The 26,180-nt window shown below is 71.6% G+C and carries 22 protein-coding genes and 3 tRNA genes; 15 read left to right on the top strand and 10 right to left on the bottom strand.

Going from position 1 to position 26,180, the window contains the following annotated elements:
• Positions 1–67: 67 nt before the first annotated feature.
• The 5 genes from QOL88_RS19010 (at position 68) to QOL88_RS18990 (ending at position 8,982) form a co-directional block, all read left to right on the top strand.
• On the top strand, positions 68–2,536 hold the full coding sequence (locus tag QOL88_RS19010) for a DNA polymerase III subunit gamma and tau (RefSeq protein WP_097217626.1): 2,469 nt from the start codon (positions 68–70) through the stop codon (positions 2,534–2,536).
• Positions 2,537–2,789: 253 nt separating this feature from the next.
• Positions 2,790–4,040, top strand: a complete 1,251-nt coding sequence (purD, locus tag QOL88_RS19005; RefSeq protein ID WP_097217625.1) for a phosphoribosylamine--glycine ligase — start codon at positions 2,790–2,792, stop codon at positions 4,038–4,040.
• Between the two features lie 356 nt (positions 4,041–4,396).
• Positions 4,397–6,232, top strand: coding sequence for an amino acid adenylation domain-containing protein (locus QOL88_RS19000; RefSeq protein ID WP_179879126.1), 1,836 nt, complete (start codon positions 4,397–4,399; stop codon positions 6,230–6,232).
• 252 nt (positions 6,233–6,484) lie between these two features.
• Positions 6,485–7,960: a N,N-dimethylformamidase beta subunit family domain-containing protein gene (locus QOL88_RS18995; protein WP_097217621.1), complete on the top strand. Its 1,476-nt coding sequence runs from the start codon at positions 6,485–6,487 to the stop codon at positions 7,958–7,960.
• Positions 7,961–8,082: 122 nt separating this feature from the next.
• Positions 8,083–8,982, top strand: coding sequence for a phosphoribosylaminoimidazolesuccinocarboxamide synthase (locus QOL88_RS18990; RefSeq protein ID WP_097217619.1), 900 nt, complete (start codon positions 8,083–8,085; stop codon positions 8,980–8,982).
• A gap of 41 nt (positions 8,983–9,023) precedes the next feature.
• On the opposite strand, the gene QOL88_RS18985 is transcribed toward QOL88_RS18990, so the two are convergent.
• The 8 genes from QOL88_RS18985 to QOL88_RS18950 all read right to left on the bottom strand — a co-directional run bounded on the left by QOL88_RS18985 (position 9,024) and on the right by QOL88_RS18950 (position 13,617).
• Positions 9,024–9,099 (bottom strand) — tRNA-Gly (locus QOL88_RS18985).
• A gap of 22 nt (positions 9,100–9,121) precedes the next feature.
• Entirely contained in the window at positions 9,122–9,742 is a 621-nt protein-coding gene (locus QOL88_RS18980; RefSeq protein ID WP_097217617.1) for a response regulator transcription factor, read from the bottom strand.
• A complete protein-coding gene (locus QOL88_RS18975; protein WP_097217615.1) occupies positions 9,739–11,022 on the bottom strand; it encodes a sensor histidine kinase in 1,284 nt (427 codons plus the stop codon). Before QOL88_RS18975 ends, QOL88_RS18980 begins: the two co-directional genes overlap by 4 nt.
• Positions 11,023–11,044: 22 nt before the next feature.
• Positions 11,045–11,842, bottom strand: coding sequence for an ABC transporter permease (locus QOL88_RS18970; RefSeq protein ID WP_097217613.1), 798 nt, complete (start codon positions 11,840–11,842; stop codon positions 11,045–11,047).
• Complete coding sequence (locus tag QOL88_RS18965; RefSeq protein ID WP_097217611.1) at positions 11,839–12,810, bottom strand: ABC transporter ATP-binding protein; 972 nt, start codon at positions 12,808–12,810, stop codon at positions 11,839–11,841. The genes QOL88_RS18970 and QOL88_RS18965 overlap by 4 nt, the downstream gene beginning before the upstream one ends.
• 129 nt (positions 12,811–12,939) lie before the next feature.
• Positions 12,940–13,012 (bottom strand) — tRNA-Gly (locus QOL88_RS18960).
• Between the two features lie 81 nt (positions 13,013–13,093).
• Positions 13,094–13,165, bottom strand: a tRNA-Gly gene (locus QOL88_RS18955).
• A gap of 134 nt (positions 13,166–13,299) precedes the next feature.
• Entirely contained in the window at positions 13,300–13,617 is a 318-nt protein-coding gene (locus QOL88_RS18950) for a histone-like nucleoid-structuring protein Lsr2 (protein ID WP_097223075.1), read from the bottom strand.
• Between the two features lie 323 nt (positions 13,618–13,940).
• Between QOL88_RS18950 and purS the strand changes: the two genes are divergently transcribed.
• The 9 genes from purS (at position 13,941) to purM (ending at position 23,007) form a co-directional block, all read left to right on the top strand.
• Positions 13,941–14,204 carry a phosphoribosylformylglycinamidine synthase subunit PurS gene (gene purS, locus QOL88_RS18945; protein ID WP_097217609.1) on the top strand — a complete coding sequence of 88 codons (264 nt, stop codon included), beginning with the start codon at positions 13,941–13,943 and terminating at the stop codon, positions 14,202–14,204.
• Entirely contained in the window at positions 14,201–14,881 is a 681-nt protein-coding gene (gene purQ / locus QOL88_RS18940) for a phosphoribosylformylglycinamidine synthase subunit PurQ (protein ID WP_097217607.1), read from the top strand. Before purS ends, purQ begins: the two co-directional genes overlap by 4 nt.
• A complete protein-coding gene (gene purL, locus QOL88_RS18935; RefSeq protein WP_097217605.1) occupies positions 14,878–17,136 on the top strand; it encodes a phosphoribosylformylglycinamidine synthase subunit PurL in 2,259 nt (752 codons plus the stop codon). Before purQ ends, purL begins: the two co-directional genes overlap by 4 nt.
• 115 nt (positions 17,137–17,251) lie before the next feature.
• A complete protein-coding gene (locus tag QOL88_RS18930; RefSeq protein WP_097217603.1) occupies positions 17,252–17,752 on the top strand; it encodes an ArsR/SmtB family transcription factor in 501 nt (166 codons plus the stop codon).
• A gap of 27 nt (positions 17,753–17,779) precedes the next feature.
• Positions 17,780–18,613 (top strand): M23 family metallopeptidase, encoded by an 834-nt coding sequence (locus QOL88_RS18925; RefSeq protein ID WP_097217602.1) that lies wholly within the window; start codon positions 17,780–17,782, stop codon positions 18,611–18,613.
• A 10-nt stretch (positions 18,614–18,623) separates the two neighbouring features.
• On the top strand, positions 18,624–19,421 hold the full coding sequence (locus QOL88_RS18920; RefSeq protein ID WP_097217599.1) for a maleylpyruvate isomerase family mycothiol-dependent enzyme: 798 nt from the start codon (positions 18,624–18,626) through the stop codon (positions 19,419–19,421).
• Positions 19,422–19,515: 94 nt separating this feature from the next.
• Positions 19,516–20,289 carry an META domain-containing protein gene (locus QOL88_RS18915; RefSeq protein WP_097217598.1) on the top strand — a complete coding sequence of 258 codons (774 nt, stop codon included), beginning with the start codon at positions 19,516–19,518 and terminating at the stop codon, positions 20,287–20,289.
• Positions 20,290–20,352: 63 nt separating this feature from the next.
• Positions 20,353–21,882, top strand: a complete 1,530-nt coding sequence (gene purF, locus QOL88_RS18910; protein ID WP_097217596.1) for an amidophosphoribosyltransferase — start codon at positions 20,353–20,355, stop codon at positions 21,880–21,882.
• Positions 21,883–21,927: 45 nt separating this feature from the next.
• Positions 21,928–23,007, top strand: a complete 1,080-nt coding sequence (purM, locus tag QOL88_RS18905) for a phosphoribosylformylglycinamidine cyclo-ligase (RefSeq protein ID WP_097217594.1) — start codon at positions 21,928–21,930, stop codon at positions 23,005–23,007.
• Positions 23,008–23,090: 83 nt separating this feature from the next.
• On the opposite strand, the gene QOL88_RS18900 is transcribed toward purM, so the two are convergent.
• Positions 23,091–23,339 (bottom strand): DUF3073 domain-containing protein, encoded by a 249-nt coding sequence (locus QOL88_RS18900; RefSeq protein WP_097217592.1) that lies wholly within the window; start codon positions 23,337–23,339, stop codon positions 23,091–23,093.
• A gap of 320 nt (positions 23,340–23,659) precedes the next feature.
• Positions 23,660–24,766, bottom strand: a complete 1,107-nt coding sequence (locus QOL88_RS18895; RefSeq protein WP_097217590.1) for a Leu/Phe/Val dehydrogenase — start codon at positions 24,764–24,766, stop codon at positions 23,660–23,662.
• 223 nt (positions 24,767–24,989) lie between these two features.
• On the opposite strand from QOL88_RS18895, the gene QOL88_RS18890 reads away from it, so the two are divergent.
• Complete coding sequence (locus QOL88_RS18890) at positions 24,990–25,835, top strand: DUF8083 family protein (protein ID WP_097217588.1); 846 nt, start codon at positions 24,990–24,992, stop codon at positions 25,833–25,835.
• The last annotated feature ends 345 nt before the right edge of the window (positions 25,836–26,180 follow it).

Here is a 26,180-nt window from a genome sequence, read left to right as displayed (position 1 = left end):
GGGGCGGGATCTCCCGGCCGGGCCCGGGCAGGGCCCGATGTCAGTGGGCGCCTATAACCTCGTATGCGTGTCGTCTCTCGCTCTGTACCGCCGCTACCGCCCGGAGACCTTCGCCGAGGTCATCGGGCAGGAGCATGTCACCGACCCGTTGCAGCAGGCGCTGCGGAACAACCGGGTCAACCACGCGTACCTGTTCAGCGGGCCGCGCGGCTGCGGCAAGACGACCAGCGCCCGCATCCTCGCGCGCTGCCTGAACTGCGAGCAGGGGCCCACGCCGACACCCTGCGGGGAGTGCCAGTCCTGCCAGGACCTCGCGCGCAACGGCCCCGGTTCCATCGACGTCATCGAGATCGACGCCGCTTCGCACGGAGGCGTGGACGACGCCCGTGACCTGCGCGAGAAGGCCTTCTTCGGGCCCGCCGGCAGCCGGTACAAGATCTACATCATCGACGAGGCCCACATGGTCACGTCGGCCGGCTTCAACGCGCTGCTGAAGGTCGTCGAGGAGCCGCCGGAGCATCTCAAGTTCATCTTCGCGACCACCGAGCCCGAGAAGGTCATCGGGACGATCCGGTCCCGGACCCACCACTACCCCTTCCGGCTCGTGCCCCCCGGCACCCTCCGGGAGTACCTCGGGCAGGTCTGCCAGAAGGAGACCATTCCCGTCGCGGAGGGCGTGCTCCCGCTCGTCGTGCGCGCCGGCGGCGGGTCCGTGCGTGACTCCATGTCCGTCATGGACCAGCTCCTCGCCGGCGCCGCGGCCGACGGTGTGACGTACGCCATGGCCACCGCCCTGCTCGGGTACACCGACGGCTCCCTGCTCGACTCCGTCGTCGAGGCCTTCGCCACCGGCGACGGAGCCGCGGCCTTCGAGGTGGTCGACCGCGTGATCGAGGGTGGGAACGACCCCCGGCGTTTCGTCGCCGACCTCCTGGAGCGGCTGCGCGACCTGGTGATCCTCGCCGCCGTCCCGGACGCGGCGGAGAAGGGGCTCATCGACGCCCCCGCCGATGTGATCGAGCGCATGCTGGCCCAGGCCGGCACCTTCGGACCCGCCGAGCTGAGCCGCGCCGCCGACCTCGTCAACGAGGGTCTGACCGAGATGCGCGGCGCCAACTCGCCCCGTCTCCAGCTCGAGCTGATCTGCGCCCGCGTGCTGCTCCCCGCGGCCTACGGCGACGAGCGGTCCGTGATGGCCCGCCTCGACCGGATCGAGCGCGGCGTGAACTACTCCGCGGGTCCCGTCGGCATGCCCGCCGCGGGATACGTACCCGGGCCGGAAGGCCATGGGGGAGCGGCTGCCGCTCCCGTCCAGGCGGGCGGCGGCGGTGCGGTGGCACCGGGCGGCGGTCCGGCCGCGGCCCGCGCTGCCGTCCGTGCGTCCGGAGCAGGAGCAGGAGCAGGAGCAGGCGCACCGGGCAACGGCGGTGCCGCGCCCGGCGCCGGTGGCGCCGGCCCTGCGCCGGCCGCGGCCGACTCGGCCCCTCCGGCGACGGGCCAGGGTGCGTCGCAGCCCGCACCGGGTCAGGGTGCGGCGCCGACGACACCGGCCGCGCCCCCGGCTCATGCCCCTGCCCCCGGCTCCCAGGCCGGTCCTGGTGCCCCGGGAGGTCCCGGCGCCCCCGCCGAGGCCCCGGCTGCCTCCACCCCGGCCCCGGGCGGCCAGCCCCAGTCCGCCCCGGCCGCCTCCGCGCCTGGGGCCTGGCCCACCGCCGCCTCCGCCGGCAGCGGTGGCCGTCGCCCCGGCGGCTGGCCCACGGCCGCCCCGGGGGCGCCGACCTCGAACACCCCACCGGCGAACAACCCGCCGACGAGCGCCCCCACCCCCAGCACCCCAGCGACGGCCCAGCCTCCGGCTCCGGCGCCGGCCGCCCCGGCCCCCGCCCCCACCGCCTCGGGCGGCGGTGGCGGTGGCCTCGACCCCCGCATGCTCTGGCCGAACATCCTGGACGCGGTCAAGAACCGCCGGCGCTTCACCTGGATCCTGCTCAGCCAGAACGCCCAGGTGGCCGGCTTCGACGGCACGACCCTCCAGCTCGGCTTCGTCAACGCGGGCGCGCGGGACAACTTCCTGAGCAGCGGCAGCGAGGACGTGCTGCGGCAGGCGCTGGGCGAGCAGTTCAACGTGCAGTGGAAGATCGAGGCGATCGTCGACCCCTCGGGCGGCTCCGCGCCCCCGGCGCCGGGCGGCCCCTCCGGGTTCGGAGGCGGCGGTGGCGGCTACAGCGCCGGCGGTGGCGGCGGCTACAACGCCGGCGGCGGTACGGCCACGGCCCAGCGCCCCGCCCCGCCCCAGTCGGCACCCCCGGCGGCCCCCACGCAGCAGTCGAGCAGCCCTGCCCCGGCCTCCACCCCGGCCCCGGCGCCGACCGCTTCCGTCCCCCAGCCCTCCGCCCCACCGCCGCGCCACGTCTCGGCCGAGGAGGACATCCCCGAGGACGACGACCCCGACCTCGACGAGTCGGCCCTCTCCGGTCAGGAGCTGATCGTCCGGGAGCTGGGGGCGACGGTGGTCGAGGAGTTCACGAACGAATAGCCGGGTCTCGCCTGCGCGGCCCGTAGGAACACGCGCCCGAGGAAGACGCGCCCCGAGGAAGACGCGCCCCGAGGAACACGAGCCCCGTAGGGACACGCACCCGAGGAACACGCGCCCGAGGAACACGAGCCCCGTAGGGACACGCTCCCCGAGGAACACCGGGCCCGTCTTGGAGGAACATCCAGCTCAAGATCCTCCCTCCCTTCGGAAGCCCGCACAAAGGGAACCCGGCGTCTCCCGTTAGGCTGACCCCGTGAAGGTCCTCGTCATCGGCAGCGGCGCCCGCGAACACGCCCTGTGCCACTCCCTGTCCCACGACCCCGATGTCACCGCGCTGTACTGCGCCCCCGGCAACGCCGGCATCGCCGAGGTCGCCGAGCTGCACCAGGTCGACGCCTCGGACGGCGCCGCGGTCACCGAGCTGGCCACCCGCCTCGGCGCGGAGCTCGTGGTCGTCGGCCCGGAGGCCCCGCTGGTCGCCGGTGTCGCCGACGCCGTGCGCGACGCGGGCATCCCCGTCTTCGGCCCGTCCGGGCAGGCGGCGCAGCTCGAGGGCTCCAAGGCCTTCGCGAAGGACGTCATGGCGGCGGCCGAGGTGCCCACGGCCCGCTCGTACGTCTGCACGACACCGGAGGAGGCCGACGCGGCCCTCGACGCCTTCGGCGCTCCGTACGTCGTCAAGGACGACGGGCTCGCCGCCGGCAAGGGCGTCGTCGTCACCGACGACCTCGAAGCGGCCCGGGCCCACGCGGCGGCCTGCGAGCGCGTGGTCATCGAGGAGTACCTCGACGGCCCCGAGGTCTCGCTGTTCGCCGTCACCGACGGCGAGACGGTCGTACCCCTCCAGCCCGCGCAGGACTTCAAGCGCGCCCTGGACGGCGACGAGGGCCCCAACACCGGCGGCATGGGCGCGTACTCCCCGCTGCCGTGGGCCGACCCGAAGCTGGTCGACGAGGTGCTGCAGACCGTGCTGCAGCCGACCGTGGACGAGATGCAGCGGCGCGGCACGCCGTTCTCCGGCCTGCTGTACGCCGGCCTCGCGATCACTTCGCGCGGTGTCCGCGTGATCGAGTTCAACGCCCGGTTCGGCGACCCCGAGACCCAGGTCGTGCTGGCCCGGCTGAAGACGCCGCTGGCCGGTCTGCTGATGGCCGCCGCCACCGGCAACCTCGCCCACCTGGAGCCGCTGCGCTGGAGCGACGACGCGGCCGTGACCGTGGTCGTCGCCTCGCACAACTACCCCGGCACCCCGCGCACCGGCGACCCGATCACCGGACTCGACGAGGTCGCCGCCCAGGACGCCCCGCACGCGTACGTGCTGCACGCCGGCACCAGGCAGGAAGGCGACGCCGTGGTCAGCGCGGGCGGCCGCGTCCTGTCCGTGACGGCCACCGGCAAGGACCTCACCGAGGCCCGCGACCGCGCCTATACGGCCGTCGGCCGCATCCGCCTCGACGGCTCCCAGCACCGCACGGACATCGCCGCGAAGGCGGCGGGAGCGTAAAGCCCCCTCTCTCGTTGCGGCCGGAGCGGGGAACCACCCCGCCGCCGATGAACCCCCCAGGCCCCGGATCCGTCTCAGGATCCGGGGCCTGAACCATGCGAAGGGGGGCGGGGCCCGTATGCGAGAGCCGGAGCCCGACGCACGTTTCTGTCACCCACCTCTCCCCAAAGCCATTCCATCGAGTGACCGATGCCCTTTCCTGCTGACGGGGGGCGGAGCCCCAACTAGGGTGCGGCGCAAGCGTTCCGGCACTTGGCCCACCGGCATTGCGATGTCAGTGACGGGTGCCACAGTGGGGGAGTGAGCAAGGGCAGCGTCGGGTCAACGGGGAGGGGGTGAGGTCGGTCGTGACCGGAATGGGTGTGGAGGCAGGCGCGCAGGCCGCGCGAGCACGGGCACTGGCCGTGCTGCGCATCCGCAGCCGTGCCCTGGCCGTCGCCCTGCTGCCGGCCGCCGTCGCCGTGATCCTGCTCGCGGGTACCGTCGGCGACCGCCTCGAGGGCCCCGTCTGGGACGCGGCCCGCTGGGTGCTGACGCCGTTCGCGGTCCTCGTGCTGCTGGCCGCCGCAGGGGTCGCCCTGGTCGTCGCCCGGGCCCGGCCCGCCATGAGCCCGACCGTCCCGGTCTCCGAGGATGCGGCCCCCGACCTGTACCGGATGGTCCGCGACCTCGCCGATCGCCTCGACGTCCCCGCGCCCTCCGCGATAGCACTCACCCCGGACTGCGACAGCTGGCTGGAGGACCGCACCCACCCGGCCCACGCACCGCCCCCGGCCGAGGAGCACCGCGACATCGCGGGAGCGGGCGAGCGGGCGCACCGCCGGCATCCCGTGGCACCCGTCCTGGTCATCGGCTCCCCGTTCCTGTGGTGGATGCGGGTCGGCGAGCTGCGCGCGGTCCTCGCCCCGGTCATCGCCGGTACGGGCCCCTCGGCCCACCCGGACATAGCCGCGGCCCGCCGTTTCGTCCGGGGTCTGGACGCCGCGGTGGCCGTGGCCTCGGAGCCCCGGCGCGACCCGGTGTCGCGGGTTGTGCTCGCCGGGGTCGGGTGGGTCGCCAGGCTTCTGCTGCGCAGCTGCCGGGTCCATGCCGCCGAGCTGGAGCGGGGCGTGGCGGCCGCGGCGGCGGAGCGCGCACAGGCTGTGGATTACGGGCTGCGGATCGTCGCCCAGGAGCAGGTGGGCCTGGCGTACGCGGGCTGGGACCGGCTGCTGACCCGGGTCGCACTGCCCGCCTGGCGGATGGGCCGCTGGCCGTCCCGGCTGGACGCCGGTGTGGTCGCGGCGCTCACGGAGCTGTCCCGGCGCGACCGCCTGGCCGAGGGATTCGCGTCCCGGCTCGGCGAGCGGCCCGCCTGCGATCTCCTGGAGGAGCCGGGCACGGTCGACGAGGCCGCTTCCCTCCTCGCCGCGCGCCTGTTCCACGGCGGCCCCGCCGGGCCCGGACCCGACTGGTCGCCGGTGGACTGGGGCGCGTACCCGGACGAGGTCGTGGACCGCAAGTGGCGCCTCGACGCGGCCCGCCTGCACCGCGTCCTGGACGCGATGGGAGTCCGCCCCGCCACCGGCCCCACGGCTCCCGCGACCGTCGCCCCGACCCTGTCCCGCGTCCTCGACCACCTCACGGACCCGGGTCCGGCGTGGGCGGCCGGGAACACCGGAGCGAGTGGTCCCGCAGCGGGCTCCACCGCGCCCGGCCCGGACACCGCGCCGTCCGGAGCCACCGGTCCGCCGCCCCCCGGCAGACCGGACCCCCTCGACGACGAGGACCTCGCAGGTACGACGGCCCCAAGCGCCACCCTCGCCGCCCGTCTCAGCGCCGAAGTGGCCCGCGAGGAGGCCGCGCCCTCCCCCGCGGCTCCCTCCCCCGCCTCCCCGTCCCCGACCCCCGACCCCGCGGCCCTCTGGGACGACCGGGCCCTCCCCCTCTTCCCCCTCCAGCCCCCGCGCACGGCCAGGGAGCTGCTCGCCGACCACCTCACCGCGATGGTCTGCTGCGCCGCGATGGACACCGCCGGTGCGACCCCGGGCCTGGACTGGCTGGACGGCCCGACCCTCCTGATCGACGGTGAGCGCACCGCCGACCTGGCGCCCAAAGTCCTCACCCTCATCGAGGACGGCGACGCCACGCCCCTGCGGGTCTGGCTGTCTCAGCTCGGCATACGCCCGGAGAAGCCGGTCCGTCTCGGCTGAACACCGGAGCACAAGCTTCCGGTTCTGGCCAATTCAAAACGAACAGTGACGAAGTGCGCGCTTTATGTGATGTGCTTGGACCGTTCGCGTGCAGGGCAAGGGCTTGCGACATACGACAGGCACATAGGCACGACGGCGTCGCACGGACCGCGAACCGCCGCACGCACCGCAGAGCACCGGCCACACCACACGGGCAGGCACACACCACACGGGCAGGCACCACCACGGGGGCACAGGGGAGGGGAAGCAACCATGGGCTCGGAGCAGATCCGCCGCTGGGAGTCGGGAGCGCTGGCGCACGCCGTGACGGATCCCTTCGGGCAGGGCCCCGTTCCGTGGCTGCGGGGCAACGTGACGTACTTCGACGACTCGGGCCAGGTCGTCCCCTGGTACGTGGACCAGGACGCGTCGAACCCGTCGAAGAAGGGCAGCCGCTCCGGCGGCCCCCGCGCGGCCGACGACGTCAACCGCCAGATCAAGGGCTTCACCTCCACCGGTGCGGTCGCGCCCGGCGAGGCCATCGACTTCCACATCACCGTCGACCCGCCGCAGCAGTTCGCCGTCGACGTCTACCGCATCGGCCACTACGGCGGTGACGGCGCCGCGAAGATCACCACCAGCCCGCGGCTGTCCGGCATCGTCCAGCCCGCGCCGCTCACCGCGGACCGTACGGTCTCCTGCCACCACTGGTGGCTGTCCTGGCGCCTCCAGGTCCCCTCGTACTGGAACATCGGCGCGTACGTCGCCGTCCTCACCACCGCCGACGGCTACCGCTCCCACGTTCCCTTCACCGTCCGCCACGACCAGCCCGCCGACCTGCTGCTCGTGCTGCCCGACGTCACCTGGCAGGCGTACAACCTCTACCCGGAGGACGGCCGCACCGGCGCCAGCCTCTACCACGCCTGGGACGAGAAGGGCCGGCTGCTCGGCGAGTCCGGGGCCGCCACGACGGTCTCCTTCGACCGTCCGTACGCGGGCGCGGGCCTGCCCCTGCACGTCGGCCATGCCTACGACTTCATCCGCTGGGCCGAGCGCTACGGCTACGACGTCGCCTACGCCGACGCCAGTGATCTGCACGCGGGCCGCGTCGACCCCACGCGCTACCGCGGCCTGGTCTTCCCGGGCCACGACGAGTACTGGTCGGCCGCCATGCGCGCCACCGTGGAGCGCGGCCGTGACGCCGGCACCTCGCTGGTCTTCCTCTCCGCCAACTCCATGTACTGGCAGGTGGAGCTGGGCCCCTCTCCGTCCGGCGTGCCCGACCGGCTGCTGACCTGCCGCAAGCGCCGGGGCCCGGGCAAGCCGGTGCTGTGGCGGGAGATCGACCGAGCGGAGCAGCAGCTCATGGGCATCCAGTACGCCGGGCCCGTCCCCGAGCCGCAGCCGCTGATCGTGCGCAACGCCGGACACTGGCTGTGGGAGGCGACCGGGGCGCACGAGGGCGACGAGGTCGAGAACCTGGTGGCGGGCGAGGCCGACCGCTATTTCCCGCGCACCCCGCTGCCCGAGCACGAGGAACGCACGCTGCTCGCCCACTCCCCGTACACCGACAAGGAGGGCGTCGCGCGCCACCAGGAGACGTCCTTGTACCGCGCTCCGTCCGGTGCCTGGGTCTTCGCATCCGGAACGTTCGCCTGGTCCCCGGCCCTGGACCGCCCCGGCCACGTCGACAGCCGTGTCCAGCGGGCCACGGCCAATCTCCTGGACCGCATCTGCAAACGCGACTGACCCCCTGTCCGTGATCAGGCTCGGATACGGGAGAATCGAGCCACTTGGGCCCGCCCGTCACCCACCGCCGCCCTATCCGGGCCCTACGGGCGCCCCTTTGTTTTCAACCACGGGGAGGAACCGTGTCCGGATTCGTCGAAAAGCCCGAGCCGATCCAGGTTCCGGGCCTGGTACATCTGCACACCGGCAAGGTGCGCGAGCTGTACCGGAACGAGGCGGGCGACCTCGTGATGGTCGCCAGCGACCGCATCTCCGCCTACGACTGGGTGCTGCCGACCGAGATCCCCGACAAGGGCCGGATCCTCACGCAGCTGTCCCTGTGGTGGTTCGACCGGCTCGCCGACCTGGCCCCGAACCACGTGCTGAGCACGGAACTGCCCGACGGAGCCCCCGCCGACTGGGCGGGGCGCACGCTGATCTGCAAGTCCCTGCAGATGGTCCCGGTCGAGTGCGTGGCCCGCGGCTACCTCACCGGCTCGGGCCTCGCCGAGTACAACGAGAGCCGCACGGTCTGCGGTCTCGCCCTGCCGGAGGGCCTGACCGACGGCAGTGAACTGCCCGGCCCGATCTTCACCCCGGCCACCAAGGCCGCCGTCGGCGAGCACGACGAGAACGTCTCCTACGAGGAGGTCGCCCGCCAGGTCGGCGCGGACACCGCGGCCCGGCTGCGCCAGGCGACCCTCGCCGTCTACTCCCGGGGCCGGGACATCGCCCGGGAGCGGGGCATCATCCTCGCCGACACGAAGTTCGAGTTCGGCTTCGACGGTGACGACCTGGTCCTCGCCGACGAGGTCCTCACCGCGGACTCCTCCCGCTTCTGGCCGGCCGACCAGTGGCAGCCGGGCCGTGCGCAGCCGTCGTACGACAAGCAGTTCGTCCGGGACTGGCTGACCTCGGCGGAGTCCGGCTGGGACCGCAAGAGCGAGCAGCCGCCGCCCCCGCTGCCGCAGCAGGTCGTCGACGCCACCCGCGCCAAGTACGTGGAGGCGTACGAGCGCCTGACCGGCACGAGCTGGTCGTAGGACACGAAGAAGCCCCCCGGCGGAACCGGGGGGCTTCTCGATGGAGCGAACGACGAGGTTCGAACTCGCGACCTCAACCTTGGCAAGGTTGCGCTCTACCAACTGAGCTACGTTCGCATGCGCCGTGGCGCGAGAACCACTATACCCAACCTCGCTCCCGCGCGAGCCGTACCGCCGCATGCCGGTTCTCCGCACCGAGCTTCGAGACGGCCGACGACAGATAGTTCCGCACGGTCCCCTGCGACAGCGCGGCCCGCTCGGCGATCTCCGCGACGGGCGCACCGTCGGCGGCGAGTTCCAGGACCTCGGCCTCCCGCGCGGTCAGCGGAGAGTCCCCGGCGGCGATCGCGTCGGCGGCCAACTCCGGGTCGACGTAACGGTTCCCGGCGTACACCGTCCGGATGAGCTCCGCGAGCCGCTGTGCGCTCACGGTCTTCGGCACGAATCCGCGCACCCCGGCCGCCAGCGCCCGCTTCAGATGCCCGGGCCGTCCGTGGCTGGTCACGATGAGCACCTTGCAGCCGGGCAGCTCGGTCCGCAGGGATGTGGCGACCTTCACACCGTCGGCTCCGGGCATCTGGAGATCCAGCACGGCGACATCGGGTCGGTGCGCCCGGGCCATCGCCAGCGCCTCGGGCCCGGTGGCCGCCTCGGCGACGACGACGAGGTCGTCCTCCAGCGACAGCAGCGCGGCGAGCGCCCCCCGGATGAGGTGCTCGTCGTCGGCGAGCAGCAGGCGCACGGGTTCCACGGCCGTCATGGCGTGACCTCACTCACCGAAGGCGCGGCGACTGCGGCCGGGACGGCGCCTGTGAGGCCGGGTTGTGACGGCAGCGGAATCTCCGCCGTCAGCCGGAACAGTCCTTGTCCCGCGGGCCCCGCCTCCAGGGTCCCGTCGATCTCCGCCAGCCGTTCCCGCAGCCCGGCGAGCCCCGAGCCGGACGGTCCGTTCCCGGACGCGGTCCCCGCCTCGCTCACCCCGTCGTTCTCCACGGACAACACCACCCGCCCCTCCAGCATCTGCAATCGCACCGCACACCGCCGCGCGTCCCCGTGCCGCAGGACGTTCGTCGCGGCCTCCCGCACCACCCACCCCAGGGCGGACTGCACCGCAGCGGGCAGTCCGGCCGCCGTCGCCCCGCCGACCGTGCAGTCGATGCCGGCGGCCGCCAGCACCCCTTGCGCCCCGGCGAGTTCCGAGCCGAGGTCGGCCTCCCGGTAGCCGCGCACGACCTCCCGTACCTCCCGCTGCGACTCGTGCGCGAGCCGCTGCACCTCGACCATCTGCGTCACGGCCTCGGGCCGCCCCCGCTGGGCCAGCTGCACGGCCAGCTCGCTCTTGAGGGCGATCACGGCGAGGTTGCGCCCCATGACGTCGTGCAGATCCCGTCCGAACCTCAGCCGCTCCTCGGCGACGGCGAGCCGGGCCCGGGTCTCGCGGGCCTCGTCGAGCTCGAAGACGGAATTGAGCAGCCACACCGAGAAGACGGCCGTGAAGGCGATGAACATGCCGCCGAGCAGCACGATCAGGGCCGTGAAGAGCGCCGTGAGCACGGGGGCGCCGAGCGTGATCGCCATGACCGCGGTGCCCGCCGCGAAGCCGCCCGCGATGCCGAACGCGCGCCGCCGGGAGCGGACGCCGAGGGCGATGATGCCGGGACCGAAGATCAGGATCACTCCGAAGACGCCACCGGCGGCGCTGTCGACGCCCTCGCGGTCCGGTCCGAGCTCGGCGAGTCCGAGCGCGGCGGCGGCGATCGCGGCGGTGACGGCGGCCAGCGTCCACATCAGTCCGGTGGGCTGGGGCCTGCGGCCACGGGTCCAGTCGATCGCCCGGGAGACGGTCACGAAGCAGAGGCCGGCGTGCACGGCCACCACCAGCATCGCGGCACTGCCCAGCCGTATCCCGAGCGGAGCCACGGACGTGAGTCCGACGGAGAAGAACTCCATCACCGCGAAGAAGTGGAACGACCACCGCGTGTACGACTCGACCTTCTCCGGCGTGGTCTTGTGCCGCCACCACCTGCCCGGCGTGCGCATGCGCCCCGTCACTCCCCTTCGGTCAACGCCGCGGTTCCCAGCGGAACCACCGCCGTACAGCAAACACCGCGATGAGGATCCAGGCCATGGCGGTCGCGAGAGCGCCCAGCGCCTCGTGGGCGGAGAGGTCACCGGTCCAGCCGCCGCGCACCAGCGTGATGACGGGCGTCAGCGGCAGCAGTTCGAGGACGGAGGCCACCCGGTCCGGGAACAGTTCCAGCGGTGCGAACATGCCGGAGCCGATCATCGAGACCATCAGCAGCGGCATGGGCGTGACCTGGGCGCTCTCGCCGGTCCGGGTGAAACTCGCGGTGGCCGCGGCGAGGGCGGCGCTCATCACGAGCCCCAACAGCAGCCCCAGGACGACCAGATGCGGCGCCGACGGCGCGGACAGGTCCATCAGCACGGCACACCCCACCACCAGCAGCAGGCACTGCGCGAGCCCGGTGAGGACCGCCGGCAGCGACGTGCCGGCCAGGATCTCGACGTCCCGCGGCTCGCCGGTGCGCAGCCGCTTGAGCACGAGTTCCTCACGCCGCACGACGAACGCGCCGACGAGCACGGAGTAGACGGCGAACAGCAGGGAGAAGCCGACCGCGGCGGGCAGCACCAGGGTGCCGGTGCTCAGCCCCGCCCCTGCGAGGTCCATGTCCTCGGACGCCGCCCGCACGCTGACCGGCATCACCAGCGGCACGAACAGCGCCGCGAAGAGCGCGCCCCGGGTCCGCCCGAGCAGGGTCAGCTCGGCGCGGGCCAGAGCGGTCATCCGGCTCAGTGGGGTCGTCGTCGCCGGGCGGGGCGTCGTGTGCGTGGCGCTCATGCCGCGTACTCCTTCGTCGTCATGCCCATGGCCTGCTGCGCGGAGGCGTCCTTGGCGATCCCGAGGAACGCCTCCTCCAGGGAGGCCGAGCGCACGTCCAGGCGGCGCAGCTCGACCCGGGCCTGCGCGGCCCACATCAGCAGGCCGGTGGCGGACCGCTGGAGTTCATGGGTGCGCAGCCGGATGATCCGGCCGTCGGTCTCGTGGCCGGTCACGCCCAGTTCGCCGAGCGGCGGGAGGTCTCCGACGAAGTAGCCGTCGGGCAGTTCGAAGGAGATCCGCGACGGCTCCGCGGCGGTCACCTCGGCCGGGGTGCCGGTGGTGGCGATCCGGCCCTCGTGCATGATCGCGAGCCGGTCGGCGAGGTTCTCGGCCTCTTCCAGGTAGTGCGTGGTCAGCAGCACGGTCGTCCCGCCCTCGCGCAGCGCGCTCACCAACTCCCAGGTGGCCCGGCGGCCTTCGGCGTCCAGTCCGGTGGACGGCTCGTCCAGGAAGAGCACCTCGGGATCGCCGAGCAGCGCGAGGGCCAGGTCGAGGCGGCGCCGCTGGCCGCCGGACAGCTGCTTGACCCGGGTGCCGGCCTTCGCCTCCAGGCCGACCAGCGCCAGTACCTCCGCCGGCGGCCGGGCCCCGCTCACGCATCCCGCCCACATCCGCGCGGTCTCGGCGACGGTGAGCTCGGAGGGGAAGCCGCCCTCCTGGAGCATCACGCCGGTGCGGGGCCGTACGGCGGCCCGGTCGGCGTAGGGGTCGTGCCCGAGGACCCTCACCCGTCCGCCGGCCGGCTGCGCGAGTCCCTCCAGGAGTTCGACGGTCGAGGTCTTGCCCGCGCCGTTGGTGCCGAGCAGCGCGAAGATCTCCCCGCGCCGGACGGAAAAGCTGATTCCGCGTACCGCCTCGAACCCGCCCCCGTACACACGTCGCAGGTCAGTGACCTCAATCACGTGTTCGTGTCCGTTGGTTTCCATGCTCCAAGCGTCCCGGCCGTACGGGCCCGCAAGCAGTGCGCGCTGTCATCACTCGGCATGACAAATGTCAGAAGCGGGGAGCACCACACGAAGAAGCCCCGGTCCTGGAGGACCGGGGCTTCTTTCCCGAGCGGACGACGAGGTTCGAACTCGCGACCTCAACCTTGGCAAGGTTGCGCTCTACCAACTGAGCTACGTCCGCATTTGCTCCCGATCAGCTTTCACTGACCGGTGCGGGCACCAGCCTACCTGATCCACAACAGTGGCCGGTACGGCGATGCAGAGCGGGTGACAGGAATCGCACACTGCGCCTTCCCCCTGGAAGGGGGATGTTCTACTACTGAACTACACCCGCATGTTTCCGTGAGCTGGGCCTTTCGGCCTCGCCCCTCGGCGTGCTCCAGACTCTAGCTGATCAGCCGGGGTGCTGCGCAAGTCGGTTGCCGCGAGGGGCGGGTGGACGGGCGCCGGTCCGGGCCCGACGGGCCGTCACTGCGCGGCGGTGAACGCCTCGTAGACCCTCTTGGGGATGCGCCCGCGCGCGGGGACCTCCATCTTGTTGGCCTGGGCCCAGGCGCGCACGGCCGACGGGTCGGGGGCGACCTCCGTCTGCCGGTAGGCCTTGCCCGAGCGGGACCGCTTGCGGCCGGCTTCCACGTAGGGCGCGAGCGCCTTCCGCAGTTCTCCGGCGTTGACTTCGCTCAGGTCGATCTCGTACGACGTGCCGTCCAGTCCGAAGGCGATCGTTTCCGTCGCTTCCGAGCCGTCGATGTCGTCAAAGAGAGTGACCACGACCTTCTGCGCCACGAATATCGGTCCCTTCATGCGGCACTATGCCAATTCATTTGTACAGTGCCCGGCAATAAATTGTGAAGCCCGACTAAATCCTTCTGCGTGTCCAAAAGCAAGAAGGGCCCGGAGCGACTTCGTTGGAAGGGTGGCGGCGGGAGACGTGCGGGCGCAATAGATCCCGGGTGTCGATCCGGAATCCTTCCCGAAAATTTCGTGTGTGGGTCCGTCGATGCCGGATCGTGATGACGGTCACGTAGTTTCCTACAAGTCAACGCGCGTAGAAATTTTGTGCGGGTAGTCTGAAGGAACCTGCTCAGCACCACACACCGGGAGTGCCAGTGGCACGCGTCGTAGTCGACGTCATGCTCAAGCCGGAGATCCTCGACCCCCAGGGCCAGGCGGTGCAGCGCGCACTGCCGCGGCTGGGTTTCGAGGGGATCTCGGACGTCCGCCAGGGAAAGCGTTTCGAACTGGAAGTTGACGGGCCGGCCGACGAGGCCGCCCTCGCCCGCATTCATGATCTTGCGGAGTCCTTCCTCGCGAACACCGTGATCGAGGACTTCTCGATCCGGGTCGAGGAAGTCGCGGAGGCCGCGAAGTGACCGCTCGTATTGGCGTCGTCACTTTTCCCGGCAGCCTGGACGACCGTGACACCCGGCGCGCGATCCGCGTCGCGGGCGCCGAGCCGGTCGCCCTGTGGCACAAGGACAAGGACCTCAAGCAGGTCGACGCCGTGGTGCTGTGCGGCGGCTTCTCCTACGGCGACTATCTGCGCGCCGGGGCCATCGCCCGCTTCTCGCCGGTGATGGAGCCCCTGCTGGAGCAGGCGAAGGCCGGTCTGCCGGTGCTCGGCATCTGCAACGGCTTCCAGATCCTCACCGAGGCCCACCTGCTGCCCGGCACGATGCTGCGCAACGACCACCTGCACTTCATCTGCCGTGACCAGAAGCTGCGCGTGGAGAACGCCGGGACCGCCTGGACCGCCGACTACACGGCCGGCCAGGAGATCCACATCCCGCTGAAGAACAACGACGGGCAGTACGTCGCCGACGCGTACACGCTCGACCAGCTGGAGGCCGAGGGCCGTGTCGCCTTCCGGTACCTGGACGTCAACCCCAACGGCTCGCAGCGGGACATCGCCGGCGTCAGCAACGAGGCCGGAAACGTGGTCGGCCTCATGCCGCACCCCGAGCACGCCGTCGAGCCGCTGATCGGCACCGGCCGCACCGACGGCCTCCCGTTCTTCACCTCGATCCTCAAGAAGCTGGTCAACGCATGAGCCGGACGCCTCTGGACACGGTCGAGCACGCGGCCGCGACCCCCGACGTCGAGCTGCCCTGGGCCGAACTGGGCCTGAAGAAGGACGAGTACGAGCGGGTCGTGGAGATCCTCGGCCGCCGGCCCACCGGGGCCGAGCTCGCCATGTACTCGGTGATGTGGTCGGAGCACTGCTCGTACAAGAGCAGCAAGGTCCACCTGCGCCAGTTCGGCGAGAAGGCCCCCGAGTCCGACGCGATGCTCGTCGGCATCGGCGAGAACGCCGGTGTCGTGGACGTCGGCCAGGGCTACGCGGTCACCTTCAAGGTCGAGTCGCACAACCACCCGTCGTACGTGGAGCCCTACCAGGGCGCGGCCACCGGTGTCGGCGGCATCGTGCGCGACATCATCGCCATGGGCGCCCGCCCGGTCGCGGTCGTCGACCCGCTGCGCTTCGGCGCCGCCGACCACCCCGACACCAAGCGCGTCCTGCCGGGTGTCGTCGCGGGCATCGGCGGCTACGGCAACTGCCTGGGCCTGCCCAACATCGGCGGCGAGGTCGTCTTCGACGCCTGCTACCAGGGCAACCCGCTGGTCAACGCCGGTGCCATCGGCGTCATGCGGCACGAGGACATCCACCTCGCGAAGGCGTCCGGCGCGGGCAACAAGGTCATCCTGTACGGGGCCCGGACCGGCGGCGACGGCATCGGCGGCGCCTCGATCCTGGCCTCCGAGACCTTCGACGACGCCAAGCCGAGCAAGCGCCCGGCCGTCCAGGTCGGCGACCCCTTCCAGGAGAAGCTCCTCATCGAGTGCACCCTGGAGGCGTTCCAGGAGAAGCTGGTCGTCGGCATCCAGGACCTCGGCGCCGCGGGCCTGTCCTGCGCCACCTCCGAGCTCGCCTCCAACGGCTCCGGCGGCATGCGCGTCACCCTGGACGACGTCCCCCTGCGCGACTCCACGCTCTCGCCCGAGGAAATCCTCATGAGCGAGTCGCAGGAACGCATGTGCGCGGTCGTCGAGCCGGAGAAGGTCGACCGCTTCCTGGAGATCTGCGAGAAGTGGGACGTCATCGCCACCGTCATCGGTGAGGTGACCGACGGCGACCGCCTGGAGATCTACTGGCACGGCGGCAAGATCGTCGACGTCGACCCGCGCACGGTCGCGCACGAGGGCCCGGTCTACGAGCGCCCCTACGCCCGCCCGTCCTGGCAGGACGAGCTCCAGGCCGACGACGCGAACAAGCTGCCCCGGCCGGCGACCTCCGAGGAGCTGAAGGACCAGGTCCTGAAGCTGGTCGGCTCCCCGAACCAGGCCTCCAAGTCCTGGATCACCAGCCAGTACGACCACTTCGTGCAGGGCAACACCGTCCTCGCCCAGCCCGAGGACTCCGGCATGATCCGGATCGACGAGGAGACCGGCCTCGGTGTCGCCATCGCCACGGACGGCAACGGCCGGTACGCCAAGCTCGACCCGTACCACGGCGCCCAGCTGGCCCTGGCGGAGGCGTACCGCAACGTCGCCACCACCGGCGCCAAGCCGCTGGCCGTCTCCGACTGCCTGAACTTCGGCTCGCCCGAGGACCCGGCCGTGATGTGGCAGTTCGCGGAGGCCGTGCGCGGTCTGGCGGACGCCTGCCAGCAGCTGGGCACCCCGGTGACCGGCGGCAACGTCTCCCTCTACAACCAGACGGGCGAGGCCGCCATCCACCCGACGCCGGTCGTCGCGGTCCTCGGCGTGATCGACGACGTGGCCCGCCGCACGCCCGTCGCCTTCCAGGAGGAGGGTCAGCTGCTCTACCTCCTCGGCGACACGCGTGAGGAGTTCGGCGGCTCGGCCTGGTCGCAGGTCGTCCACGACCACCTCGGCGGTCTGCCGCCCAAGGTCGACCTGGAGCGGGAGCGGCTGCTCGCCGAGATCCTGATCTCCGCGTCCCGCGACGGCATGATCGACTCCGCACACGACCTGTCCGACGGCGGTCTGATCCAGGCGGTCGTCGAGTCGGCGCTGCTGGGGGAGAAGGGCGCCCGCCTGATCGTCCCGGACGGTCTGGACGCCTTCACCTTCCTCTTCTCCGAGTCGGCGGGCCGGGCCGTCGTGGCCGTACCGCGCTCCGAAGAGGTCCGCTTCAACGACATGTGCGGTGCGCGGGGCCTGCCGGTCACCCGCATCGGTGTCGTCGACGGTGACGTCGTGGACGTCCAGGGCGAGTTCGCGCTCACCCTGGCCGAGCTGCGCGAGACGCACGAGGGCACGATCCCGGCGCTGCTGAAGTAGGCAACCGCTCCGAAGCCCCCGCCCGGTCCGCCGGGCGGGGGCTTCGCCGTGCCCGGGGCGGACAGGCCGGAATTCACTCTTGCACGAGATTACGTAGTTCCGTAATCTCGGAATCGTGGAACTCGAACAACGCGTCGCCGACCTGGAGCGCCGCCTCGCCGCCCTGGAAGGCGCCCAGCACACCGCCCCCCGCATCGACGGGAGCGACTTCTGGGCCCTGAACGGACTGCGGGAACAGCTGACCGAGGCAGGCGAGGCCGACGGCGGTGTCCTGTACACCGGCTCCGTGCGCCTGCCGACGGGCGAGGAGTACGCCTGGCAGATGGCCGCCCTCACCCAGGACCTGCTCGAGGACGACTGGACGACGGCCGCGGAGTCGTTCGCCGCGCTCGGCCACCCGGTCCGGATCCGCCTGCTGCGCGAGATCCTCGGCGGCCGGCGCACCGCCGCCGAACTCGCCGAGCTGGACGAGGTCGGCACAACCGGCCAGATCTACCACCACCTGCGCCAGCTCACCGCCACGGGCTGGCTGCACACGACCGGCCGGGGCCGTCACGAGGTGCCGCCGGGGCGGGTCGTACCGCTGCTGACAGCGCTGACGACCACCCGCCCGTAACGGAACAAGGAACTCGGAGGGGACAGGATGTCCGCACGCAAGCTCGGCATGGTGACCTACCGCGTCCTGTGGCTGGTCTTCCTCGGCCTGATCGCCGCCGATCTCCTCGGCCTGTCCACGCTTCCCTGGTGGGGGAACTTCGCGCCGGCGGTCCTGGCCTACGCCGTCATCATTCTGGTGAACCGCTGGGGCGGTGCCCCGGACCGCCCGGGCGCGGCCCGCGAGCCCGTCGAGGTCGCTCCTCCCGTCACCGGCCGCTGGTCCGCGCTGAACAGCCCGGCCGACCGCACCCCCAGCCACGGGGTGCACAGCTACGGCCAGACCTTCGCCATCGACATCCTCGCCGAGCCCGAGCCGGGAGCCCGTCCGGCCTTCGGCTGGCTCTGGCCCCTCGCCCGCCGCCCCCAGGCCTTCCCGGCCTACGGCGCCCCCCTCCTGGCGGTCGCCGACGCCACGGTCGTACGAGCGGAAGACCGCCAGCGCGACCACCTCAGCCGGACCTCCCTGCCGGGGCTGCTGTACCTGATGCTTCCCGAGAGCATGGTGCGGGAGGTCGCGGGCGTCAGCCGCATCCTCGGCAACCACCTCGTCCTCGACCTCGGCGACGGCACCCACGCCGCCTACGCCCACCTCCAGCGCGGCTCCCTCACCGTCCGCGAGGGCGACCGGGTGCGGGCCGGACAGGTGCTGGCCCGCTGCGGCAACTCCGGCAACTCCTCCGAGCCGCACCTGCACTTCCAGCTGATGGACGGCCCGGACCCGGACGCGGCCCGGGGCGTCCCCTTCACCTGGCGGGGCATCGGCGTGCCCAGGAACGGGGAGACCTTCGAGGCACCCCCGTCTGTCACAGCCCCCGCTTAGGCTGACCCGCATGCCACCGGCCAAGAAACGCACCCGCAGCTACGACCCCGCCAAGATCCGCACGGCGGTGCTCGCCCAGTTCGGGAACGTACGGGCCGCTGCCGCCGGACTCACCCCCGAGCAGCTCGCCCTGCCCACCCGGCTGGGCGACTGGACCGTCCGGGACCTGGTGGCCCACGTCGGGATGAGCCTCGCAGCGGTCTCCCGGCTGACCGGCCTGCCGGAGCCGGCCCAGCAGGACGGCACGCTGCTCGACTGGCCCGCCGCGATCGCGGCCGACGCCCCGGACATCGCCGCCCACGCCCGCGAGCCGGCCGAGAGCCACCCCGACCCGGCCGCCCACCTCGCGGCCGTCGAGGAGCGCTTCACCGCCGACCTCGCCGCCCACCCCGGCACCCGGCTGCTCGCCACCAGCGCCGGCGCCCTGCCGCTCGCCGACTACCTCGTCACCCGCACCGTCGAACTCGTCGTCCACACCGACGACCTCAACGCCGCCGTCCCCGGCCTGGACATCCCCTGCGACCGCCAGGCCCTGGCCGCCTGCACCCGGCTGCTGGCCGACGCGCTCGCCGCGAAGGCACCCGGCGGTTCGACGGAGGTGAGGGTGCCGCCGTACGCGGTGGTGCAGTGCGTCCAGGGGCCGAGGCACACCCGGGGCACCCCGCCCAACGTCGTCGAGACGGATCCGCTGACCTGGATCCGGCTGGCGACCGGGCGGCTGACCTGGGCCGAGGCCCTCCAGGACGCCAAGGTCAGCGCGAGCGGGGAGCGCGCGGACCTGTCGGCCCTCCTGCCGCTGATGACCTGAGCCTCCGCCGCCCGTCCGCCTGATTGCTCATGGCACAAGAAGGAATCCCCGCCATAAGGGGAACCGATCCCCCCGGGTCCTCCGTCGAAGTGGCATGGACAGGCAGAAGCAGCGCATGACCCTGACGGCCGCCGCCATGCTCGTCCCGCTCATGGCGGCCTGCGGCAGCGAGAAGGCGGACAGCGGCAGCGGCTCCGTCGGTGCCGACAAACCGGTCACCGGCGTGCGGTGGAGCGTGGACAGCGTCACCGCGGACGGCAGGACGCAGAAGGCCCCCACCGGCGCCCACGTGACCATCGACAAGGGCCGGGCCGAGGGCAGCCTCGGCTGCAACAACTTCAGCGCCGAGGCCACCGTCGACGGCGACCGCGTCCGGCTGGGCAAGACCAGGTCCACCGAGATGGCCTGCGAGAACAAGCCCATGGAGTTCGAGACGACCCTCGCGCGGGCCTTCTCCGACCAGGAGCTGAAGGCGAAGGTGGACGACGACCGCCTCACCCTCACCACCGACGGGGGCGACACCGTCCACCTGACCAAGGCCAAGGACGCCCCACTGGCCGGCACCGAGTGGACCGTCACGACCCCGAACGCCGACGGCCGGGCCCACCTCACCTTCGACGAGAAGAAGGGCACGGTCTCCGGCAGCCTCGGCTGCAACAAGGTGAACGCAAAGGCCACGGTCCGCGACGGACATATCACCGTCGGCCCCCCGGCCACGACCCGAATGATGTGCGAAGACTCACTCATGGACAGCGAGAAGACGCTGCTGCGTCTTTTCGACGGGAAGCTGACGTACGGAGTCGATCACCAAACCCTCACGCTGACCAGCGAAAACGGTACGAGTGTGCGAGCCGTCGCCGAGCGGTGATCCACCGGAAAGTCCGGTATCCCCAATTCGGACCAGTGGTCGACCTCGCCTACACTCGGTGGCGTGCCACGTGGTGACGGACGACTCAACCACGACCTGCTCCCCGGTGAGAAGGGCCCCCAGGACGCTTGCGGCGTCTTCGGTGTCTGGGCTCCGGGCGAAGAGGTCGCCAAGCTCACGTACTTCGGGCTCTACGCCCTCCAGCATCGAGGCCAGGAATCCGCGGGAATCGCGGTCAGCAACGGCTCACAGATCCTCGTTTTCAAGGACATGGGCCTGGTTTCCCAGGTCTTCGACGAGACCTCCCTCGGTTCGCTCCAGGGTCACATCGCGGTCGGTCACGCCCGCTATTCGACCACCGGTGCCTCCGTCTGGGAGAACGCCCAGCCGACCTTCCGCGCGACCGGACACGGATCCATCGCGCTCGGCCACAACGGCAATCTCGTCAACACCGCCCAGCTCGCCGATATGGTCGCCGACCTGCCCAAGCAGGAAGGCGGACGCACCCCGCGCGTCGCGGCGACCAACGACACCGACCTGCTCACCGCGCTCCTCGCGGCCCAGGTCGACGAGGACGGCAACCCGCTGACCATCGAGGAGGCCGCTCACACGGTCCTCCCGAAGGTCCAGGGCGCCTTCTCGCTCGTCTTCATGGACGAGCACACCCTGTACGCGGCCCGGGACCCGCAGGGCATCCGCCCGCTGGTCCTCGGCCGGCTGGAGCGCGGCTGGGTCGTCGCCTCCGAGTCCGCAGCCCTCGACATCTGCGGCGCCGCTTACGTCCGGGAGATCGAGCCGGGCGAGTTCGTCGCCATCGACGAGAACGGCCTGCGAACCTCCCGATTCGCGGACGCGAAGCCCAAGGGCTGTGTCTTCGAGTACGTGTACCTGGCCCGCCCGGACACCGACATCGCCGGCCGGAACGTGTACCTCTCCCGCGTGGAGATGGGCCGCAAGCTCGCCAAGGAAGCGCCCGTCGAGGCCGACCTGGTGATAGCGACCCCGGAATCGGGCACGCCCGCGGCGATCGGCTACGCGGAGGCCTCCGGCATCCCGTTCGGCGCCGGCCTCGTCAAGAACGCGTACGTCGGCCGGACGTTCATCCAGCCCTCGCAGACCATCCGCCAGCTGGGCATCCGCCTGAAGCTGAACCCGCTGAAGGAAGTCATCAAGGGCAAGCGCCTGGTCGTCGTCGACGACTCGATCGTGCGCGGCAACACCCAGCGGGCCCTGGTCCGCATGCTCCGCGAGGCGGGCGCGGCCGAGGTCCACATCCGGATCTCCTCGCCGCCCGTGAAGTGGCCCTGCTTCTTCGGCATCGACTTCGCCACCCGCGCCGAGCTCATCGCCAACGGCATGACGATCGACGAGATCGGCACCTCCCTGGGCGCCGACTCCCTGGCCTACATCTCCATCGACGGCATGATCGAGGCGACCACCATCGCCAAGCCGAACCTGTGCCGCGCCTGCTTCGACGGCGAGTACCCGATGGAGCTCCCGGACCCCGAGCTGCTCGGCAAGCAGCTGCTGGAGACGGAGCTGGCCGCCGGCCCGGCCGCCACGGCCGCCGCCGACGCGATCCGCCGCCCGTAGACGGCCCGTAACACCTGCCGTACGACACGAAGGTTCTGCTTAGCCATGTCTGAGAAACCCATTGCCGAGGGCGGCGCCAGCTACGCAGCCGCGGGCGTCGACATCGAAGCCGGCGACCGCGCCGTCGAACTGATGAAGGAGTGGGTGAAGAAGGCCCAGCGCCCCGAGGTCCTCGGCGGCCTCGGCGGCTTCGCCGGCCTCTTCGACGCCTCCGCCCTGAAGAACTACGAGCGGCCCCTGCTCGCCTCCGCCACGGACGGCGTCGGCACCAAGGTCGACATCGCCCGCCAGCTGGGCGTCTACGACAGCATCGGCCACGACCTGGTCGCCATGGTCATGGACGACATCGTGGTCTGCGGCGCCGAGCCGCTGTTCATGACCGACTACATCTGCGTCGGCAAGGTGCACCCCGAGCGGGTCGCCGCCATCGTCAAGGGCATCGCCGAGGGCTGTGTGCTCGCCGGCTGCGCCCTGGTCGGCGGCGAGACGGCCGAGCACCCGGGCCTGCTGGGCGAGGACGACTTCGACGTCGCCGGCGCCGGTACGGGCGTCGTGGAGGCCGACCGGCTGCTCGGCGCGGATCGCATCCGGACGGGTGACGCGGTGATCGCCATGGCGTCCTCCGGTCTTCACTCGAACGGGTACTCCCTCGTCCGTCACGTCCTGCTGAACCAGGCGGGCCTGGCGCTGGACGCGCACATCGAGGAGCTCGGCCGCACCCTCGGCGAGGAGCTCCTGGAGCCGACGAAGATCTACTCGCTGGACTGCCTGGCCCTGATGCGCACCACCGAGGTGCACGCCTTCAGCCACATCACCGGCGGCGGCCTCGCGGCCAACCTCGCCCGGGTCGTCCCGGACGAGCTGCACGCGATCGTGGACCGCTCCACCTGGACCCCGGCCCCGATCTTCGACCTTGTCGGCCGCACGGGCAGCGTCGAGCGCCTGGAGCTCGAGAAGACCCTGAACATGGGCGTCGGCATGATCGCGATCGTGCCGCAGGAGTCCGTGGACGTGGCCCTGGCGACCCTGGCCGACCGCGGCGTGGACGCCTGGGTGGCCGGAGAGATCACGGACCGGGGCGAGCACCCCACCGGTGCCGCCCTGATCGGTGACTACGCGAGCTGAGACACGGGGTCATGCCCCTGCAGGCAGCACAGAACCCGGTCGGTGACCTTCGGTCACCGACCGGGCAAGTGCTCAGTGCAGGGTCAAGCGCCGCGACGATGCTGCGAGGACTGGCCGTCCTCGTCGTCGTCGTCCTCATAGAGGTCGGCGTACCGTGCGTACAGGTCCTCATCCTGATCATCATCTTCGCGCGGCTCGCCGTTAGGCGGCTGCGGATTCGAAGGCGATGCACCCAGCTCCTCGGCCAGGCGTGAGAGGTCAGTCCCACCGCTGTTGTACTTCAGCTGGCGGGCGACCTTCGTCTGCTTGGCCTTGGCCCGGCCGCGCCCCATGGCTCGACCCCCTCAACGACGGGGCTCGACGGCCCCAGAGTCTTGACACGCGTTCATGGTCCGGCACGGACTCTCCGCGGAGAGACCGGTCCGTAGGGCTTCCACGGTACCTGAGCCCGCGCCCATACGGTACGTCGCCCGCATGACGTGCCCGCGCCCAGGACCTTCGAGGCGCCCCGTCCTCGCTGGTCAACCGCGATTTTAACCACTTATCGACGGTCGACCCGCCGGTAGAAGTGAGAGTTCTCTCTAACTGCCCACCGGCGGGTACCGGCCAAACGTACGAGACCGCGCGGATCAGTCCCGCACCGACCCGGGGGTCAGCGCCCCCGGCGGGCCAGGGTCGCGTCGTGCATCCGCTGCTCGGCGATCCGGTCGGCCGCGGCGGCCGGCGGAATACCGTCCTCCTTCGCACGTGCGAATATGGCCAGCGTGGTGTCGAAGATCTTCGACGCCTTCGCCTTGCACCGGTCGAAGTCGAAGCCGTGCAGCTCGTCCGCGACCTGGATGACACCGCCGGCGTTCACCACGTAGTCCGGCGCGTAGAGGATCCCGCGGTCGGCGAGGTCCTTCTCCACGCCCGGGTGGGCGAGCTGGTTGTTGGCGGCGCCGCAGACCACCTTGGCGGTGAGCGCGGGCACCGTGTCGTCGTTCAGGGCCCCGCCGAGCGCGCACGGGGCGTAGATGTCGAGGCCCTCGGCGCGGATCAGGGTCGCGGTGTCGGCGACGGCCGTCACGCCCGTCGGGTGCGCCGCGAGGATCCGCCCCACGGCCTCCTCGCGCACGTCGGTGATGACGACCTCGGCGCCCTCGGCCCGCAGGTGCTCCACCAGGTGGTGGCCGACCTTGCCGACGCCGGCGATGCCGACCCGCTTCCCACGCAGCGAGGGGTCGCCCCACAGGTGCTGCGCGGAGGCCCGCATGCCCTGGTAGACGCCGTAGGCGGTGAGGACCGAGGAGTCCCCGGCGCCGCCGCTCTCCGGCGAGCGGCCGGTCGTCCAGCGGCACTCGCGAGCCACGACGTCCATGTCGGCGACATACGTGCCGACATCGCAGGCGGTGACATAACGGCCGCCGAGGGAGGCGACGAAGCGGCCGTAGGCGAGGAGCAGCTCCTCGCTCTTGATCTCGTCCGGGTCGCCGATGATCACGGCTTTGCCGCCGCCGTGGTCGAGACCGGCCATGGCGTTCTTGTACGACATCCCGCGGGCGAGATTCAGCGCGTCGGCGACGGCCTCGGCCTCGTTCGCGTACGGGTAGAAGCGCGTACCGCCGAGCGCGGGGCCCAGGGCGGTGGAGTGGAGGGCGATGACGGCCTTGAGGCCGCTCGCACGGTCCTGGCAGAGCACGACTTGCTCATGACCGCCCTGGTCCGAGTGGAACAGGGTGTGCAGTACATCAGCAGGTGCGCCGGTTACGTCGGTCACTGTGGTGACTCCTGAGTAAGTTGCGGCGGGTGGAGACCAGCCTCCGTGCGGGTGGCGGGGACTGTTGGGCATGAGATTAGAGCCTGGCGGGCCCGCCGACCGCACAGAGCACAGGATCACCTCCGACCGGAGTACACCCGTGCGACGATTTGCATAGATTTCCCGCGCGATCGTGAGTGGGTTCCGCAGGTTTTCGCGGCGGTGCGCGGGGGAGGGAGCATGCGTGCCCAAGGTGACCTCGGTGATCGTCCCCTACGCGACCTACCTGCGCGTGTACGAACCGCTGGCCGCCTTCCCCGAGCCGGAGCGCAGCCAGTGGGCCCGCTACGCCCGCCGCACGGACCGCCCCTCGTACCAGGACGAACTCCGCCGGGCCCTGGCCGACTTGGCCCCCACCCCGCCGGTCCCGGTGCCGGTGCACGAGAGCGACGACGCCTTCGTCCTCGACGTGGACGGCGTCGTCTGCGTCTGCCCCTGGCGCACCCGGCTGCGCGGCTGGCTGGCCCTGCACGAGCTCTCCGAGGAGCTCCCCCCGCCGGTCATGGACGCGGTCCTGCCGCCCGTGCTGCGGCGTCAGGCGGCCCAGGACTACGAGCGCTGGCTGACGATCAACCCGGACGCCCGGCCGTGGATCCGTACCGCAACCTGGCAGGTGCCGATCAACTGGTTCGTGCTGGTCTCCGACGAGGAGCGCGAGTACGACAACGGCGCGTCCGACGACAGCCCCCGCGTGCTGCGCTACCGCACCCCCATGGTCCAGGCCCGGCGGCGGGTGGCCCGGAGCCTGCGCGCCCTGCGGGAGGCCATGAACGAAGGGCCCCTGATCGACGGCCTGATGGACGTCGGCCGCTGGCTGGAGGAGTTCCACCCGCGCTCGCTCGTGGAGCTGGACTACGGCGGCCTGGTGCACGTGGTGCCGGCCGGGACGCTGGAGGACGACCACTCCGCGGCGGACGTGGCCGAGGGCATCGCCGCGCTGCGCCGGGGTGACGGGGCCGGTGCGGGGGAGGCGTACGCCCGGCTCGTGGAGCGGTGGCGTTCGGTACGGAATCTGCGGTCGGCCAACTGACGCCTGACCTTGATGTCCGTACAGACCGCTCGCATTCGGTCACGAACTGACGTTTGACGAACCGCCCGATTTGGGGTTTCGTCCTCGCACCGAGTTCCTGAAGCGGGCTGAGCGTCTCCTGAGACTTCGTCAACAAGGGACGTAGGGCCCGATCCGGGCAGACCTCGCAAGTAGACCAAGCGTGACGGACTACACGTACGAGGCTCTTGCGTCCCTTGCCCCTCCTCATGCCAAAATAGGACAAGGAGTCCGGGGAGGACTCCTTCCGTCCTGTAGTGCTGCACTATGGGCGGAATCTCAGCATTGCACGCTTTGGGGGGCCTGGTGACTTCCTGATCACCCTGT

The organism is Streptomyces sp. Ag82_O1-12, assembly GCF_900182715.1.
Classification (GTDB): Bacteria; Actinomycetota; Actinomycetes; order Streptomycetales; family Streptomycetaceae; genus Streptomyces; species Streptomyces massasporeus.
Note: the sequence above shows the minus strand (reverse complement) of the source record. Positions and strands in the feature narration are given on the sequence as shown.

What these genes read in the sequence shown, in the direction of transcription:
- QOL88_RS19000 (WP_179879126.1), top strand. Translation starts at nt 4,397, where the DNA reads ATGGGTGTGGAGGCAGGCGCGCAGGCCGCGCGAGCACGGGCACTGGCC.
- QOL88_RS18995 (WP_097217621.1), top strand. Translation starts at nt 6,485, where the DNA reads ATGGGCTCGGAGCAGATCCGCCGCTGGGAGTCGGGAGCGCTGGCGCAC.
- QOL88_RS18980 (WP_097217617.1), bottom strand. Translation starts at nt 9,742, where the DNA reads ATGACGGCCGTGGAACCCGTGCGCCTGCTGCTCGCCGACGACGAGCAC.
- QOL88_RS18975 (WP_097217615.1), bottom strand. Translation starts at nt 11,022, where the DNA reads ATGCGCACGCCGGGCAGGTGGTGGCGGCACAAGACCACGCCGGAGAAG.
- QOL88_RS18970 (WP_097217613.1), bottom strand. Translation starts at nt 11,842, where the DNA reads ATGAGCGCCACGCACACGACGCCCCGCCCGGCGACGACGACCCCACTG.
- QOL88_RS18965 (WP_097217611.1), bottom strand. Translation starts at nt 12,810, where the DNA reads ATGGAAACCAACGGACACGAACACGTGATTGAGGTCACTGACCTGCGA.
- purL (WP_097217605.1), top strand. Translation starts at nt 14,878, where the DNA reads ATGAGCCGGACGCCTCTGGACACGGTCGAGCACGCGGCCGCGACCCCC.
- QOL88_RS18925 (WP_097217602.1), top strand. Translation starts at nt 17,780, where the DNA reads ATGTCCGCACGCAAGCTCGGCATGGTGACCTACCGCGTCCTGTGGCTG.
- QOL88_RS18920 (WP_097217599.1), top strand. Translation starts at nt 18,624, where the DNA reads ATGCCACCGGCCAAGAAACGCACCCGCAGCTACGACCCCGCCAAGATC.
- QOL88_RS18915 (WP_097217598.1), top strand. Translation starts at nt 19,516, where the DNA reads ATGGACAGGCAGAAGCAGCGCATGACCCTGACGGCCGCCGCCATGCTC.
- purM (WP_097217594.1), top strand. Translation starts at nt 21,928, where the DNA reads ATGTCTGAGAAACCCATTGCCGAGGGCGGCGCCAGCTACGCAGCCGCG.
- QOL88_RS18900 (WP_097217592.1), bottom strand. Translation starts at nt 23,339, where the DNA reads ATGGGGCGCGGCCGGGCCAAGGCCAAGCAGACGAAGGTCGCCCGCCAG.